The sequence below is a fragment of the Marinilactibacillus sp. 15R genome (assembly GCF_001895285.1).
GTDB classification, from domain to species: Bacteria; Bacillota; Bacilli; order Lactobacillales; family Carnobacteriaceae_A; genus Marinilactibacillus; species Marinilactibacillus piezotolerans.
On sequence record NZ_CP017761.1, the window covers coordinates 1,667,421 to 1,684,066 of the forward strand.

Consider the following 16,646-nt stretch of genomic DNA (forward strand, 5'->3'; position numbering starts at 1 on the left):
ATATATTATAGTCAGTAGACTCCAGGAAATTATTAGTGGGAAAATGTATTTCAAAACACCCCTAACCCTAATGAATATTTTAGGAAGCTCTCTTATTCTTGCATGGATAAGAGGGCTTTTTGTATATTTATAGGTCCTTTAATTCAGCTGGATAAATTAACTTTAGAATTAAAGATTAAAAGATTTTGGGGGAATATTTATGAAAAAGAATGAGGAAATCGAAGTCATTAACGAAGTCGCGATAAAACGTGCTTTAACTAGAATTACTTATGAAATTATTGAAAAGAATAAAGGAATCAAAGACTTAGTGTTAGTTGGTATTAAAACAAGAGGGGTTTATCTCGCTCAGAGAATCGCAGAAAGAATTGAACAATTGGAAGGTGAGACAGTAGATGTTACTGAATTAGATATTTCTAACTACAGAGATGACCAAAAGACCGATCATCATAGTTCAAATCTGACTCCAACCATTGTAACAATGGTTGAAGGCAAAAAAGTAGTGATTATAGATGATGTTCTTTATACGGGAAGAACGATTAGAGCTGCTTTAGATGCTGTTATAGACAATGGAAGGCCTAAAAAAATCTATTTAGCCGTCCTGATCGATCGTGGGCATAGAGAGCTTCCGATCAGAGCTGATTTTGTAGGCAAAAACATTCCAACTTCTAAAGAAGAATCAATTCAAGTATCGTTAACAGAAGTTGATGGAAAAGATACTGTAACTATCCTGAAACCAACTAAATAAAATGTGAACTTTAAATGTTGTCCAGAGAGACACTGAAGGTCACTAAGGAAACAACTTGATAATATGAAAGGGTCGTTAATTAAATATTTTCTATTTGATTATTAGATTCGCTCATACTACAACGTTTGTTTACATACTCCTTAGACCTGATGTCTCTCTGACATGAGGTCTTTTTTATAAAAACCATAATAGTATAAGGAGGATATTGACTTGAAAAATGTTACTCAACAGTTAGTCAGACATTTCACTACACTAAATAATTTAAATAATAAAGAAATCTATCGTCTGATCGAAAAAGCACTGCAGTACAAAAACGGGAAAAACTGCAATAAGCTTTCTGAGCGTTATGCAATCAATTGTTTTTTTGAAGATAGTACCAGAACTCACAAAAGCTTTGAGATGGCAGAAAGAAAACTTGGTATGCAAGTAATGGATTTTCAACCGGCTACTAGCAGTATTCAAAAAGGAGAAAGTTTATATGACACTGTAATGACACTTCAATCGATTGGAGTAAACCTGATTGTGATTAGACACAACCAAGAAGATTTTTACAAAGAACTGATTGGTAGTCCGAATCTATCGAGTTCGATTATAAATGCCGGCGACGGAACAAATCAGCACCCCAGTCAGTCATTATTAGATTTAATGACAATATACGAAGAATTTGGTGCATTTAAGAATTTGAAGATTGCAGTTGCGGGAGATCTTTCGCATTCTAGAGTGGCTAAAAGTAATGTGCAGATTTTAAATAGATTAGGTGCTGAGATCTATTATACGGGCCCAAAAGAGTGGATGGAATCTTCGTTTGAAAACTACGGCACTTATGAAAATATGGATGAACTAGTCGGTAAAGTAGACGTTATGATGTTGCTCAGAGTACAGCATGAAAGACATAATGGAGAAAAAAATGGTTTTTCAAAAAAAGAATATCTCAAACAGTATGGATTAACTTTTGAGCGAGAACAAATGATGAAAGAGAAGTCTATTATCATGCATCCCGCTCCAGTAAATAGAGGTGTAGAAATAGCTTCTGAACTAGTAGAAAGCAGAAGGTCAAGAATATTTACACAAATGGAAAATGGTGTTTACGCCAGAATGGCTATAATTGATTCTATTTTAAATTGATCCATAGGAGGAAATAGATGGAATTTTTAATAAAAAATGCAAGACTAACTGGAGATAATGAAACTTTACTAAAAGATATTTTGATAACAAACAAAAAAATCACAGCAATAGGAACGGATTTGAGCGTTTCAGTTGAAGATGTTATAGATGTAAAAGGGAAATTGGTTACACCTGGTCTGATTGATGTACATGTTCATTTAAGAGAGCCTGGATTTGAATATAAAGAAACGATTGAAACCGGAACTGCAGCAGCTGCAAGAGGTGGATTTACTACAATTTGCGCAATGCCCAATGTCAATCCAGCTCCAGACAGTGTAGAAAAAATGCAGAATATAAAAAGCTTGATTTCAAAAAACGCAAAGGTAAAAGTTAAACAGTATGCTCCGATTACAGAACTGCTGACAAGTGATCGATTAACGGATCAAAAAGCATTGATTAATGCAGGGGCTTTTGCATTCACAAATGACGGTGTTGGAGTGCAGACAGCAGCGACCATGTATCTAGCTATGAAGGAAGCAGCTCAAAATAATATTTCGATTGTTGCACACACAGAAGATGACTCGTTACTGTTTGATAATGGAGTCATGCACGAAGGCAAAAGGAATAAAGAACTTAATTTGCCAGGCATGTCTCAATTGACAGAATCCACTCAGATTGCAAGAGATGTTCTGCTGGCAGAAGCTACTGGCGTGCATTATCATATCTGCCACGTTTCCGCTAAAGAAAGTGTGAGAATAATCAGAGATGCTAAAAAAGCGGGGATCAAGGTTACAGCAGAAGTTACACCGCATCATTTATTACTGTCAGAAGAAGATATCCTTTCTGATAATAGCTTGTTTAAAATGAATCCTCCTTTAAGAAGCAGGGCAGATCAGGAAGCTTTACTGGAAGGACTACTAGACGGGACAATCGATATGATTGCGACTGACCATGCCCCACATAGTGATGAAGAAAAACAAGGATCAATGATTGGTTCACCTTTTGGAATAATCGGAAGCGAGACAGCTTTTTCATTACTCTACACTAACTTAGTTATACCGGGAAAAGTAACTTTAGATCAGTTAGTGAAATGGTTAACGCTCAAACCAGCTGAAATCTTCAACATGAAAACTGGTAGGCTCGAAATTGGGGCACCTGCTGATCTGGCATGTTTTGATTTACAAAATGAAAAAGAAATTTCAAAAGAAATGTTGCACTCTAAGTCTTCTAATACACCTTTTATCGGATGGAAAGTTTATGGAGATACCTACTTCACAATAGTAGATGGTCAAGTCGTCTATCAGGAGGAAAATTAAGTGCAGAAAAGAATATTGATTTTAGAAGATGGAAATGTGTTTAAAGGATATGGATTTGGATCGGAAAAAGAAACAATCGGAGAAGTCGTATTTAATACTGGTATGACGGGGTATCAGGAATCCATTACAGATCAGTCATACAACGGTCAAATTTTGACGTTTACCTTTCCGCTTGTAGGAAATGCTGGTATCAATCGTGATGATTATGAATCAATTTTTCCGACAACTAAAGCTGTCATTGTAAAGGAATATGCAAGAATTCCTTCTAACTGGCGCAGCCGAATGAATTTAGATGAATTTTTAAAAGAAAAAGATATACCCGGTTTAACGGGGGTAGACACCAGAAGGCTCACTAAAGTTATTAGAGAACATGGCGCTATGAAAGCTATGCTGACAAATGATACAGATTTGATAGAAGAGAACCTTGAGAGACTTAGAAAAACCACACTTAGATCGGATCAAGTTGCACAAGTTTCAACAACAAGACCTTATGTCAGTCCGCAGAATGGTCGTAAAGTAGTGGTAATCGACTTTGGACTTAAACATAGCATATTACATGAATTGAATAAAAGAGACTGTCATGTGACGGTTCTTCCATATAATACAAAAGTGGAAACAATCCTTAATCTGAATCCAGATGGGGTTATGTTGACAAATGGACCAGGAGATCCAACTAATTTGCCTCAAGTACTGAAAATGATTCAAAATCTACAACGAAAAGTTCCTATATTCGGCATTTGCTTAGGACATCAGCTGATTGCGCTGGCGAATGGAGCTAAGACCTATAAAATGAATTTTGGACATAGAGGATTTAATCATCCTGTGAAAGAAATTGCTACAGGTAAAATTGCATTTACTTCCCAGAATCACGGATATGCAGTAGCAGCCGATTCTATAGATACTGAGCAACTTAGAGTAACGCATATAGAAATCAATGATCATACAGTTGAAGGATTAAGACATCGTCATTATCCGGTATTCAGTGTGCAGTATCACCCAGATGCCGCACCAGGTCCCCATGATGCCGCTGACTTGTTTGATCAATTTACTGAATTAATGGATTCATGGAAAGTAGGGAACGATTATGCCTAAAAGAAAAGATATTAAAAAAATATTAGTAATAGGATCAGGTCCAATTATTATTGGGCAAGCAGCAGAATTTGACTACGCAGGAACGCAGGCATGTTTAGCGCTTAAAGAAGAAGGTTATGAAGTTCTGCTAGTCAATTCTAACCCTGCAACGATTATGACGGATAGAGAAGTAGCAGATAAAGTTTATCTTGAACCTTTAACGCTGGAATTCGTTTCTAAAATTTTGAGAAAAGAAAATCCAGATGCCATCTTACCCACTTTAGGTGGTCAAATGGGTTTGAATATGGCGATAGAGTTGGATAACAGCGGCATATTAGAAGAGTTGAACATTGAATTACTAGGAACTAAGTTATCTGCAATCAATAAGGCAGAAGATAGAGATTTATTCAGATCTTTAATGCGTGAACTGAATGAACCAGTACCTGACAGTGAAATTGTTCATACAATTGATGAAGCTGTTTCATTCGCAAATGATATTGGTTATCCTCTTATCGTTCGTCCGGCGTTTACTATGGGTGGTACTGGTGGGGGATTATGCGACAACGAAGAAGAATTAAGAGAAATCGTTGCAAACGGTTTGAAGTTATCTCCAGTACATCAGTGTCTGATCGAAAGAAGTATCGCTGGTTATAAAGAAATAGAATACGAAGTGATGCGCGATCGTAATGACAATGCAATGGTCGTATGTAATATGGAAAATTTTGACCCTGTCGGTATACATACCGGGGATTCAATCGTGCTAGCACCTAGTCAGACCTTAACGGACAAAGAGTATCAAATGCTCAGAGATGCCTCATTGAAAATCATTCGCGCACTTGAGATCGAAGGAGGCTGTAACGTTCAACTTGCTTTAGATCCCCATAGTTTTAACTACTATATTATTGAAGTTAATCCGAGAGTAAGTCGTTCCTCTGCATTAGCGAGCAAAGCAACCGGTTATCCGATTGCGAAACTAGCTGCTAAAATAGCAGTCGGACTAACACTGGATGAAATGAAGAATCCGGTCACAGAAACAACCTATGCACAGTTTGAACCCACTTTAGACTACGTTGTCGCTAAGATTCCCAGATGGCCGTTTGACAAATTCGAGACAGGAGACAGAAGACTGACTACTCAAATGAAAGCTACAGGAGAAGTCATGGCTATTGGGCGAACGATTGAAGAGAGTCTGATGAAAGCTGTGCGTTCACTCGAAATTGGCATCGATCATATTGAATTGGAAGAATGTAAAGAAGTCAGTGATGATGTACTGATCGATAAAATCGTTAAAGCAGAAGACGATAGACTATTTTATTTAACCGAAGCCATACGAAGGAAATATCCAATTGAAGAACTAGCACAATTGACCAAGATTGATTTATTCTTCTTGGACAAATTATTGCATATAGTAGAAATAGAACAGATGCTGCAGGCATCAGCTTTCGATGAAGATCAGTTACGTTATGCTAAACAATATGGATTCTCAGATCAGATTATCGCAAAACTTTGGGCAACTGATGGGCAAAAGGTTTCGCAGTATAGAGAAGAAAAAGAGATCACTCCTGTCTATAAAACCGTAGATACCTGTGCAGCAGAATTTGATTCTGCAACGCCCTATTTTTATAGCACCTATGAAGAAGAACAAGAAAGTATTGTAACTGAAAAGGAATCTATCCTTGTCTTAGGATCAGGACCAATCAGAATCGGACAAGGGGTAGAATTTGATTATGCTACCGTCCATTCAGTCAAAGCAATTCAGCAATTAGGGTATGAAGCAATCATTATGAACAATAACCCCGAAACAGTCTCAACCGATTTCTCTATTTCAGATAAGTTGTATTTTGAACCGTTGACTGTCGAAGACGTTATGAACGTCATCAAACTTGAAAATCCTCTCGGTGTTATCGTACAGTTCGGTGGTCAGACTGCAATCAATTTAGCAGAGCCATTGGAAAAACTGGGCGTGAAAATCTTAGGAACGACAGTAAAGGATCTCGACAGAGCAGAAAACAGAAATCTTTTTGAGAAAGCTTTACAAGAACTCTCAATCCCTCAGCCTAAGGGCAATACAGCACATACAGAGAAGGAAGCCTTAAGTATCGCTGAATCAATAGGCTATCCAGTGCTAGTAAGACCAAGTTATGTTCTGGGTGGACGAGGTATGCAGATTGTAGATAATGCTAAAGATTTAACAGTTTATATGAATAGTGCAGTTAAACTTTCAGCAGAACATCCTGTTTTAATTGACCGTTATCTTGTTGGTAAAGAAGTTGAAGTGGATGCAATCTGTGATGGTGAATCTGTATTGATACCTGGAATCATGGAACATATTGAACGATCAGGAGTTCATTCTGGTGATTCGATGGCTGTCTATCCGCCTCAAAACTTATCCGCTCAAATAATAAATACAATTGTAGATTATACAAAAAAATTAAGCGTAGGCTTATACTGTATTGGGCTCATGAATATCCAGTTTGTAATTCATGAAGAAGTGGTCTACGTTATTGAGGTCAATCCAAGGGCCAGCAGGACTGTCCCGTTCTTAAGTAAAGTAACAAATATCTCGATGGCTCAGGTAGCTACAAAAATTATTTTAGGACAATCATTGAAAGAGCAGGGGTATGAAAGCGGACTTCACAAGGTTCCAGAAACAGTCCATGTCAAAGCACCAGTATTCAGTTTTTCTAAACTTCATAAAGTAGATGCTACGCTTGGTCCGGAAATGAAATCAACTGGAGAAGTCATGGGTAGTGATCGTACATTAGAAAAAGCACTTTATAAAGCATTTGAAGCCAGCAATATGCATTTACCAGACCATGGAAAAGTTCTGCTTACGCTGACAGATGAGGACAAAGCAGAAGGAATTGAACTAGCTAAACGATTCAATGAAATCGGATATTCACTGATCGCAACATCGGGCACTGCAAAAGCTTTAAAAGAAGAAGATATAAATGTTCAGTCAACACTTGCAAATCATTCATTTAGTGAAGAAAAAAATGTTATGGATCTTATACAGATGAATCAGGTCGATTTAGTTATCAATACGATGGGTAAAAATGTTGAAGCTATCAATGACGGTTTTTACATTCGGAAAGCTTCGGTTGAAAAAGGGATTCCGTTGATGACATCATTAGATACGGTATCGGCGATTTTGAGTGTTCTAGAATCAAAATCATTTTCAACGATCACATTATAAAATCAAATAACAAACGGAGGAAATGAAATGAAACAATTATCGGTAAATTTACCTGGTCTGAAAATGGAAAATCCAGTTATGCCAGCAAGCGGAACTTTCGGTTTTGGTGATATGTACCATGATTTATATGATTATAACAAATTGGGTGCTATTGTATTAAAATCGACTACTGAAAGAGCCAGAGTTGGAAATGAAGATCCTAAATTCTTTTCACTAAAAAATGGTGTACTCAATGCTGTTGGACTGAAAAATCCTGGAGTCGACAAAGTTCTGACTGAGAAACTATCTAAGTTAACACACTATCAGACACCGATCATAGCAAGTGTTGCTGGAGAAACTGTAGAAGAATTCGTTACAGTGACTAAGAAGTTGAATCAGTCTGATGTCATTTCTGCTTTGGAAATTAATGTTTCCTGTCCTAATGTCAAGGAAGGTGGTCTTACTTTTGGGACTGATCCTGAAATGGTTAGATTAATTACTGAAAAAGTAAAAAAAATAGCAAAAGTGCCAATATATGTCAAACTAACTCCTAACGTTACAGATATTGTTTCAATTGCAAAAGCAGCTGAAGCTGGTGGTGCTGACGGAATCAGCCTCATTAATACGGTGTTGAGTATGAATTTTGATGTTAAGACTAGAAAACCAGTATTAGGAAATATGACTGGTGGATTATCTGGAGAAAGTATCTTTCCGATAGCTGTGCGTATGGTCTATCAAGTTTCTCAAGCAGTGGATCTACCAATTATTGGAATGGGCGGGATTCAGTCAACAGATGACGTTATTCAAATGTTTCTAGCTGGCGCATCCGCAGTGGCTATCGGTACTGCAACATATAAAAATCCGCTTGTCATGAATCAAATTATAGAAGAACTGCCAGCCCGATTGAATGAATTGGAAATTGACTCAATTGAAAGTCTTATCGCAGAAGTGAAAGAGGCGAGAAAGAATGGATAAAGAACCGATTATTGCTCTAGACTTTTCTACATTAGAAGAAGTTATGGCATTTTTAAATTATTTTCCAAATAAAAAGTTAAATTTAAAAGTCGGTATGGAATTGTTTTATCAACATGGACCACAAATTTTATATACTTTAAAAAATAATGGACATGATATATTCTTAGATATTAAATTGCATGATATTCCTACTACGGTTAAAAAAGCTATGGCAGGAATTGCCGGAATGGGTGTAGATATGATTAATTTACATGCAGCTGGTGGTAGAAAAATGATGGAGTCAGCCAAAGACGGTCTAATATCAGGTACTCAAAAGGGTAGAAAAACACCTACTCTTATAGCTGTTACCCAACTGACTAGTACTACAGAAGAAATGATTAAACAGGAACAAAAGATAAATAGTTCAATCGAGGAAAGTGTATTGAACTATGCTAGATTGGCAAGTGAATCTGGAATGGATGGTATTGTGTGCTCAGCGTTAGAAGCAGAAAAAGTAAAGAAAAAGCTTGGTGAATCTTTTTTACGTGTTACTCCAGGTATTCGTTTGAAACAAGATAAAAATAATGATCAGAAAAGAATTGCTACACCAATTGAAGCTCGAAAACTAGGAGCCTCTCAGATTGTTGTGGGTCGTACCATAACTCAATCAAAAGATCCGGTTAATATGTATTTAAAAATCTTAAAACAATGGAATGGAGAATGAAATGAGTGAATCAATTGAAATTTCTAGAGAATTACTGAATATAGGCGCAGTGTCTGTACAACCTAATGACCCATTCACTTGGACAAGCGGACTGAAAAGTCCTATTTATTGCGATAATCGTATTACAATGAGTTTTCCTGAAGTTAGAAGTAAAGTGATTAAAGCATTTGTAAAACTTATAAAAGAATATTATCCTCAAGTACAAGTGATTGCTGGTACAGCTACTGCTGGTATTCCCCATGCAGCTTGGATTGCACAAGAAATGAATCTTCCCATGGTATATATTAGAAGTTCGGCAAAACAGCATGGTAAAGGGAAACAAATTGAAGGTATATTTGAACCTGGAGCAAAAATGGTCATTATTGAAGACCTGATATCCACCGGAAGCAGTGTCATCAATGCATTGCAAGAAGCGGAAAAAGAAGGTGCTCACGTATTAGGCGTTGCCGCAATATTTACTTATGAGTTGCCGATTAGTTTTTATGCATTTAATGAACTACAAGTAGATCTTAAAACAATTACGAACTATACGGATCTTGTCGAAGTTGCTCTACAAGCCGGAGTGATAAAAAACGAGGATATAAATCGTTTAAACGAGTGGAAAAACGATCCGAAAAGTTGGCGCTGATACTTGATTTTTATAGAGATGTACTGTATTATTTGTAAAGTGCTATTAGATAAAGTCTACTTTTATTGTGGACTTCTACTTGATAGACACAGACCATTACTTGGATAGATGTTTCACCAGCGTTGTCTCAGTAATCGGATTCAAAAAATGAGGAAGAGGTGTAGTAAAATGGCAGTAAGTAAAGAAGAAAAAACAAGAATTATGGCTGAATATGCTCGTCATGAAGGAGATACAGGTTCTCCAGAAGTTCAAATCGCTGTTTTAACAGCTGATATTAATGAATTGAATGAACATGCACGAGTACACAAAAAAGATTTTCATTCTATGCGTGGACTAATGAAAAAAATTGGTCACCGTCGTAACTTGTTAGCATATCTTCGCAATAAAGATATTACTCGTTACCGTGAATTAATCCAACGACTAGGTTTACGTCGTTAATATAAAGGCTATATAAACCGCTTAGTTATTACTTAGATGGATTGCGGGTCTGGTACAAAAGCCTGAATAAATCTAAATAGCAAATCTGGATTTATATGCTGGATTTTATGTATAATAAAAAGCGGGATTCTTTTGAATCTCGCTTTCTTTGCTATGACCGTTCGAAGCGAAGCGAGATTACGGGCATAGTAGTAGGCGCAGCGAAAGCGGAGCGTAGTAACCGAACTTGGACCGTTCGAAGCGAAGCGAGATAACGGGCATAGTAGTAGGCGTAGCGAAAGCGGAGCGTAGTAACCGAACTTAAACCGTTCGAAGCGAAGCGAGTTGACGGAGTTGGTCGAACGCAGTAAGTTACAAATCCTTTATGCCTCTAACCAAAGGGAAGAAGGCTTATCGTGCTAGTTGTACTAGGTCAAGCGTAGTCATCGCTTAAATACAAAAGTAAATCTGCAGGAAGATTCAATTCTCTACTATGCAAATGTGATTTTTTATAAAAATTAAAAAATGACATTTGTTTAGTAGAACGGACTTCCTGTTAAAATCACACTTAAAGGAGAAAATGATGTCAGAGAAAAAAATATTCACAACGGAAATTGGAGGCAGAACATTAACGGCTGAAATCGGTCAGATGGCTAAACAAGCCAATGGAGCTGCTTTACTAAGATATGAAGACACGGTGGTATTAACTGCAGCAGTAGCAAGTAGCCATGCAAGTGATCGTGACTTTTTCCCACTAATGGTCAGTTACGAAGAAAAAATGTACTCGGTAGGTAAAATTCCTGGAGGATTCATCAAAAGAGAAGGAAGACCTTCAGAGAATGCAACATTAACGGCACGCCTGATTGATAGGCCTCTTCGTCCAATGTTTGCTGAAGGATTTCGTAATGAAGTACAGATTACGAATACAGTTATGTCTGTAGATCCTGATAATTCTCCGGAAATGACAGCAATGCTAGGCTCTTCTTTGGCTTTGAGCATTTCAAATATCCCGTTCAACGGACCAATTGCCGGCGTCAATGTAGGTCGTGTCAATGGAGAATTGATTATCAATCCAACAGTGGAACAAAACCTTGTTTCAGATATTCATCTTACTGTGGCAGGTACAAAACATGCAATCAATATGGTTGAAAGTGGAGCAGAACAAGTATCAGAAGAAGATATGCTTGAAGCTTTACTTTTCGGTCATGAAGCGATTAAAGAATTAGTAGCTTTTCAAGAAAAGATTGTTGAAGAAATTGGACAAGATAAAATGGAAATTATTCTTTCAGTTCCTGATCAAGAACTGAAACAGGAAATTAAAACTGTATTTAATGATAAAATGAAAGCCGCTATCCAAATTTTCGACAAACAAGAACGCGCAGAACAAACAGAAGCTGTAAAAGAAGAAATTATCAACACTTATGCAGAAAAACTTGAAGATCATGAAGATAAAGAAAGCATAATGAAAGATGTCAAAGCAATCGCTTCTGATATGGAAAAAGATGAAGTACGTCGTTTGATCACTCAAGAAAACGTCAGACCTGATGGACGTAAAGTCGATGAGATAAGATCACTTGAGTCAGAAGTTTCAATTTTGCCAAGAGTCCATGGTTCAGGTTTGTTTACTCGTGGACAGACACAAGCATTGTCAGTTGCTACATTAGCACCTTTAAATGAATATCAGATTATTGACGGTCTAGGTAGCGAAGACAGAAAACGATTCATTCATCACTATAACTTCCCGCAATTTTCAGTTGGAAGTACTGGTCCTGTAAGAGGTCCAGGCCGTCGCGAAATTGGTCACGGTGCATTGGGTGAAAGAGCTTTAGCCCAAGTTATTCCAAGCGAGGAAGATTTCCCTTATACAATTCGTCTTGTAGCAGAAGTACTTGAATCTAACGGTTCTTCATCACAAGCGAGTATCTGTGCTGGAACATTAGCATTGATGGATGCAGGCGTACCGATTAAAGCCCCAGTTGGCGGTATTGCAATGGGATTAGTCATGGAAGGGGACGATTACACAGTTCTTACTGATATTCAAGGGCTAGAAGACCACCTTGGAGATATGGACTTTAAAGTTGCCGGCACAAGAGAAGGTATTACTGCTCTGCAGATGGATATTAAGATTGAAGGAATCACTAAAGAAATTTTAGAAGAAGCATTAACTTCTGCAAAGAAAGCTCGTTTAGAGATTCTTGACAATCTGGAAGCTGCAATCTCTAATCCTCGTACAGAATTAAGTGAATATGCTCCTAAAATCGAATCAATCAGAATTAAACCTGAACAGATTAAAGTTGTTATTGGTAAAGGTGGAGACACTATCAATGGAATAATTGCTGAAACTGGTGTAAAGATTGATATCGATGAAGAAGGAAACGTTTCAATTTATGGTCAAGATGCTAATGGTATAAAACGTGCAATTGAAATTATTGAAGAATTGACTGAAGAAGTAGAAGTTGGAAAAATTTACAACGGAACTGTCAAACGAATTGAAAAATTTGGCGCATTTGTTGAAATCATTAAAGGAAAAGATGGTTTAGTGCATGTATCTGAACTCTCTGATAAATATATCAAAAATGTAGAAGATGTTATTTCTGTTGGTGATGTATTAAAAGTTAAAGTTACTGAGGTCGATAAAATGGGCCGAGTTAACTTATCTAGAAAAGCTGTCTTAGAAGCAGCCAAGTCAGAATCAGACAATGATTCTAAATGATCATTCAAATAAAGAGCAATCCCGAATCGGGGTTGCTCTTTATTTATAATTGTAAATGGTGATCAAATGTAGGTATTATCTGCACGAATCGAATAATTTGTTGAAGTTAAAGTTGCTTTTTCGAAAGTATCAAGATAAGTTACAACAAGAAAACCTGTGTCATTGATCGTTTCAATTTTAGCTTTTCTTTTTGAAGATTTTATACCTCTATTTTCTTCAATCCAGTATTCGCCTCCAATTAATGCAGAATGGTTACGACAGATTTCTAAAAATGGCTTCGTATCCCAGGTGGTAATCCAACCATCAAAAAGTCGTTCGAATTCGTTTAAAAATCTCGAAACAAGCGAATTTGGATCAACAGGACCTATAACTGATTTTAACGAAGTCGCTTTCTCTCTTATATCAAGTGGAATATCAGATTCATCCAAATTGGTATTAATTCCGATGCCGAGAATAATCCCTTCAAGTGTGTTGCCGGAATATTCAGTTTCCGTTAATATACCAGCCACCTTTTTACGATTCACAACTATGTCATTTGGCCACTTGATTTCAGCAATGGTATTATGAAAAGTTAATGCTTTAATTAAAGCTGCCGCAGCTAATTGAGTTAATAGCGAGTAGTTAAAATTGTTTTTTTCGGGTTTCAGTAAAAGACTCATAGAAATCGTGTTTCCAGCAGGAGAAGACCAAGTTCTACCTAAGCGACCTCTGGCAAAACTTTGTTTATGTGCCAAGATAAGAGTTCCGTTGTCTAAAGAGTTTAGATTATTTTTTAAATAATCATTTGTAGAAGAAATTGTTTGAAATAAAAGTGTCGGTTTTCCTAATGAATGAGTTTTTAACCCTGATTGCACTGCGGGTATAGACAAAATAGGATAGAGCAGTCTAATTTCTTGCTGCATTCGTACTAAAGGCATTTTATCTTCTAGTAATAACTCTGTTACTAATTGAATTAGGATGTCCTGATCTGAAGAAATAAGCGACATCAGAATTTGGATTGTTTCGCTTTGAGGATACACTTTATTTAGATGATCTAATAGTAGTGTTTTCATTTCGATTACATTCACAGTAGCACACCTTTCTTAAAATCAGTTCCATCAATTAATTAGTATACAGTTCTAAAGAACAAAAGTCGACTTTCTACCAGTAGGAAATACTGAATTTCTATGCTATACTTAAAGTAGTGTAGATTGAACGGATGTATTATGAATTATTGCAAGAATAATAAAAATAAATTGAATTATACGTAAATCAACTTTTAGAGGTGAAAAATTTGAGTAATATTAAGATTATTCCTTTTGGAGGAGTAAGAGAAAACGGAAAGAATTTATATGTAGTAGAATCAGGAGAGGACTTGTTTGTTCTAGATTGTGGATTAATGTATCCAGAAGATGATTTATATGGAATTGATGCAGTTATTCCAGACTTTAGCTATTTGCTTGAAAATAAAGATCGTATAGCTGGAGTTTTCTTATCTCACGGTCATGAAGATGCAATAGGCGCATTACCATATTTTTTAAATACATTTAATGCACCTGTATTCGGATCAGAATTGACGATTGCCTTGGCAAAACTTATGGTTAAAGAGACCAATCTTGGTACAAAATTTGATGATTATCATGTTATTGATGAGCACACTGAGATAGATTTTCATGGAAATTTGGTGAAGTTTTTTAGAACAACTCACACCATTCCAGATTCAATGGGTATATCTGTTAAAACAGATGAAGGAAACATTGTTTATACTGGAAACTTTAAATTTGACCAAAGTGCAAGTGACAGCTATCGTACAGACTTTTCTCAGATTTCTGAGATTGGCAAAGAAGGTGTGCTTGCTCTATTAAGTGATTCAAATGAAGCAGAAAGTACATCAGAAAACGTTTCTGAAAAGAAAGTTCAAGAAGAAGTATTGGATATTTTTCAAGATACAAGCAGCCGTATTATTGTAGCAGCAGTAGCAAGTAATATCTTACGTATTCAACAAATATTAAATGCAGCTCAAGACTCAGGCAGAAAAGTATTTATAACTGGTCGTAATTTAGAAGCAATCATTGAAACAGCTATCAAACTTGACAAGTTGAATCTACCAGATGAAAATCTGATTGTGCCTGTGGATAAAATAGACCAGTATGATGATGAACAAATTTTAGTCCTTGAAACAGGAGCTTCTGGAGAACCAATCAAAACTTTAAATCGTATGGCTACTGGAAATCATGGTCAAGTAAATATTAAATCTGGAGATCTTATCTTTATTGCAACGAGTCCTTCTATTTCAATGGAAGTAACAGTTGCTGAAACAGAAAACCTAATATACCGGGCAGGAGCAACTGTAAAACATATATCTGATAATATGAAAGCTTCCGGTCATGCTACACCAAATGATTTGCAACTTATGATTAATCTGCTTAGACCAGAGTACTTTATTCCGATTCAAGGAGAATATCGTATGCTAGCAGCACATGCAGATCTTGCTAATGAAACTGGCATATCGAATTCAAATATTTTCATTTTAAGCAATGGTGATGTTTTGAACTATCAAAATGGTAAAATGAACCAGACTGGACAAGTCTCTGCTGACAATACTTTAATTGATGGAATCGGAATCGGTGATATTGGAAATATTGTGCTGAGAGATCGTAGATTACTTTCAGAAGACGGAATCTTTGTAGCTGTCGTAACAATTGATAGAAAGAAAAGGACGGTTGTTTCGGGTCCACACATTGTGACAAGAGGATTTGTATTTGTCAAAGAGAGTCAAGATCTGATCAATGAATCGAATGATATTGTAAAACAAGTTGTTCGTAAAAATTTGGAACATAATGATTTTGATTGGGGATCTATCAAACAAGATATTCGAGAAGAATTAGGAAATCACTTATTTAAAAAAACTCGTAGACGTCCGATCATTTTACCTGTTATAATGGAAGTGAACCAAAACCGTCGATTCAGTTAAGTGATTGATTGAGTCTTCATAATTAACTATATTGTACTAGGGGAGCCGATTGAATTGGCTGAGAGTAGACTATAAGTCTAGACCCTTTGAACCTGTACGTTCGTACGTGCGTAGGGAGAGTACCTAAATTCGGTATATAAGTATAGAGTATACTTTTTTGCTGTGATTAACTCAATTGACTCCTCCTCTAGTATATATAGACACTATAGGAGGAATTTTTTTATGCAGAACGAAAAGTTAAGAGTTTATTTAGAAGGGACACTGTTTGCAGCTATAGCAATGATTTTGTCATTGATTCCAGTAGGGATCGGTTCGTCATTCAGTATATCTCTAGGAACTATTCCATTAACATTTTTTGCTGTTAGAAGAGGAACATTACCTGGGTTATTTGCTGGGTTTTTATGGGGAATCTTACATGTAGTAGCTGGAACAGCTTATATATTGAATATATATCAATTTATTATTGAGTATACGATCGCATTTACATCTGTTGGATTTGCTGGATATTATAGTAAAAAAATTATTCAAAGTATAAAAGATCAATCAACACAAACAGCTAAAAAATATCTTATCATAACAACGTTTATTGGTTCATTAGCTCGCTGGTTCTGGCATTTTGTAGCGGGAGTATTCTTTTTTGGAGATTATGCAGTATGGGGATTGGATCCTATAACATTTTCTTTATTGTTTAATGGGGCCAGCATGCTTTCCACTATTGCTGTCACAGTAGTAGTACTAATTTTATTATTTAACCGAGCACCGTCGATGTTTGTTCCGAAAATTAAGAAGTAAAAAAAACAAAAAAATGATAAAACAGTCTCTAAATAATAGAGGCTGTTTTATCAT

General features: G+C 36.4%; 13 protein-coding genes and 1 riboswitch. Of the genes, 12 read left to right on the top strand and 1 reads right to left on the bottom strand.

Annotated features, from left to right (window positions below):
- Nucleotides 1–199 precede the first annotated feature (199 nt).
- From pyrR to pnp, 10 genes are all read left to right on the top strand, one after another.
- Nucleotides 200–745, top strand: a complete 546-nt coding sequence (gene pyrR / locus BKP56_RS08260; protein WP_072694623.1) for a bifunctional pyr operon transcriptional regulator/uracil phosphoribosyltransferase PyrR — start codon at nucleotides 200–202, stop codon at nucleotides 743–745.
- Between the two features lie 210 nt (nucleotides 746–955).
- On the top strand, nucleotides 956–1,870 hold the full coding sequence (locus tag BKP56_RS08265) for an aspartate carbamoyltransferase catalytic subunit (protein ID WP_072694624.1): 915 nt from the start codon (nucleotides 956–958) through the stop codon (nucleotides 1,868–1,870).
- A 17-nt stretch (nucleotides 1,871–1,887) separates the two neighbouring features.
- Complete coding sequence (locus BKP56_RS08270) at nucleotides 1,888–3,165, top strand: dihydroorotase (protein ID WP_072694625.1); 1,278 nt, start codon at nucleotides 1,888–1,890, stop codon at nucleotides 3,163–3,165.
- Entirely contained in the window at nucleotides 3,166–4,257 is a 1,092-nt protein-coding gene (locus BKP56_RS08275; RefSeq protein ID WP_072694626.1) for a carbamoyl phosphate synthase small subunit, read from the top strand.
- Nucleotides 4,250–7,432 carry a carbamoyl-phosphate synthase large subunit gene (gene carB, locus BKP56_RS08280; RefSeq protein ID WP_072694627.1) on the top strand — a complete coding sequence of 1,061 codons (3,183 nt, stop codon included), beginning with the start codon at nucleotides 4,250–4,252 and terminating at the stop codon, nucleotides 7,430–7,432. Before BKP56_RS08275 ends, carB begins: the two co-directional genes overlap by 8 nt.
- Before the next feature lie 27 nt (nucleotides 7,433–7,459).
- Entirely contained in the window at nucleotides 7,460–8,386 is a 927-nt protein-coding gene (locus tag BKP56_RS08285) for a dihydroorotate dehydrogenase (RefSeq protein ID WP_072694628.1), read from the top strand.
- Entirely contained in the window at nucleotides 8,379–9,089 is a 711-nt protein-coding gene (gene pyrF, locus BKP56_RS08290; protein WP_072694629.1) for an orotidine-5'-phosphate decarboxylase, read from the top strand. Before BKP56_RS08285 ends, pyrF begins: the two co-directional genes overlap by 8 nt.
- Before the next feature lies 1 nt (nucleotide 9,090).
- Nucleotides 9,091–9,717, top strand: coding sequence for an orotate phosphoribosyltransferase (gene pyrE / locus BKP56_RS08295; RefSeq protein WP_072694630.1), 627 nt, complete (start codon nucleotides 9,091–9,093; stop codon nucleotides 9,715–9,717).
- Nucleotides 9,718–9,885: 168 nt separating this feature from the next.
- On the top strand, nucleotides 9,886–10,155 hold the full coding sequence (gene rpsO / locus BKP56_RS08300) for a 30S ribosomal protein S15 (protein WP_072694631.1): 270 nt from the start codon (nucleotides 9,886–9,888) through the stop codon (nucleotides 10,153–10,155).
- A 562-nt stretch (nucleotides 10,156–10,717) separates the two neighbouring features.
- Nucleotides 10,718–12,847: a polyribonucleotide nucleotidyltransferase gene (pnp, locus tag BKP56_RS08305; RefSeq protein ID WP_072694632.1), complete on the top strand. Its 2,130-nt coding sequence runs from the start codon at nucleotides 10,718–10,720 to the stop codon at nucleotides 12,845–12,847.
- A 62-nt stretch (nucleotides 12,848–12,909) separates the two neighbouring features.
- Here pnp and BKP56_RS08310 read toward each other — a convergent pair whose 3' ends face one another.
- Nucleotides 12,910–13,914, bottom strand: coding sequence for a biotin--[acetyl-CoA-carboxylase] ligase (locus BKP56_RS08310; RefSeq protein ID WP_072694633.1), 1,005 nt, complete (start codon nucleotides 13,912–13,914; stop codon nucleotides 12,910–12,912).
- Between the two features lie 206 nt (nucleotides 13,915–14,120).
- Between BKP56_RS08310 and BKP56_RS08315 the strand changes: the two genes are divergently transcribed.
- Entirely contained in the window at nucleotides 14,121–15,800 is a 1,680-nt protein-coding gene (locus BKP56_RS08315; protein WP_072694634.1) for a ribonuclease J, read from the top strand.
- A 28-nt stretch (nucleotides 15,801–15,828) separates the two neighbouring features.
- A riboswitch (TPP riboswitch) is annotated at nucleotides 15,829–15,935 on the top strand.
- 87 nt (nucleotides 15,936–16,022) lie between these two features.
- Nucleotides 16,023–16,592 carry an energy-coupled thiamine transporter ThiT gene (gene thiT / locus BKP56_RS08320; protein ID WP_072694635.1) on the top strand — a complete coding sequence of 190 codons (570 nt, stop codon included), beginning with the start codon at nucleotides 16,023–16,025 and terminating at the stop codon, nucleotides 16,590–16,592.
- Nucleotides 16,593–16,646 lie beyond the last annotated feature (54 nt).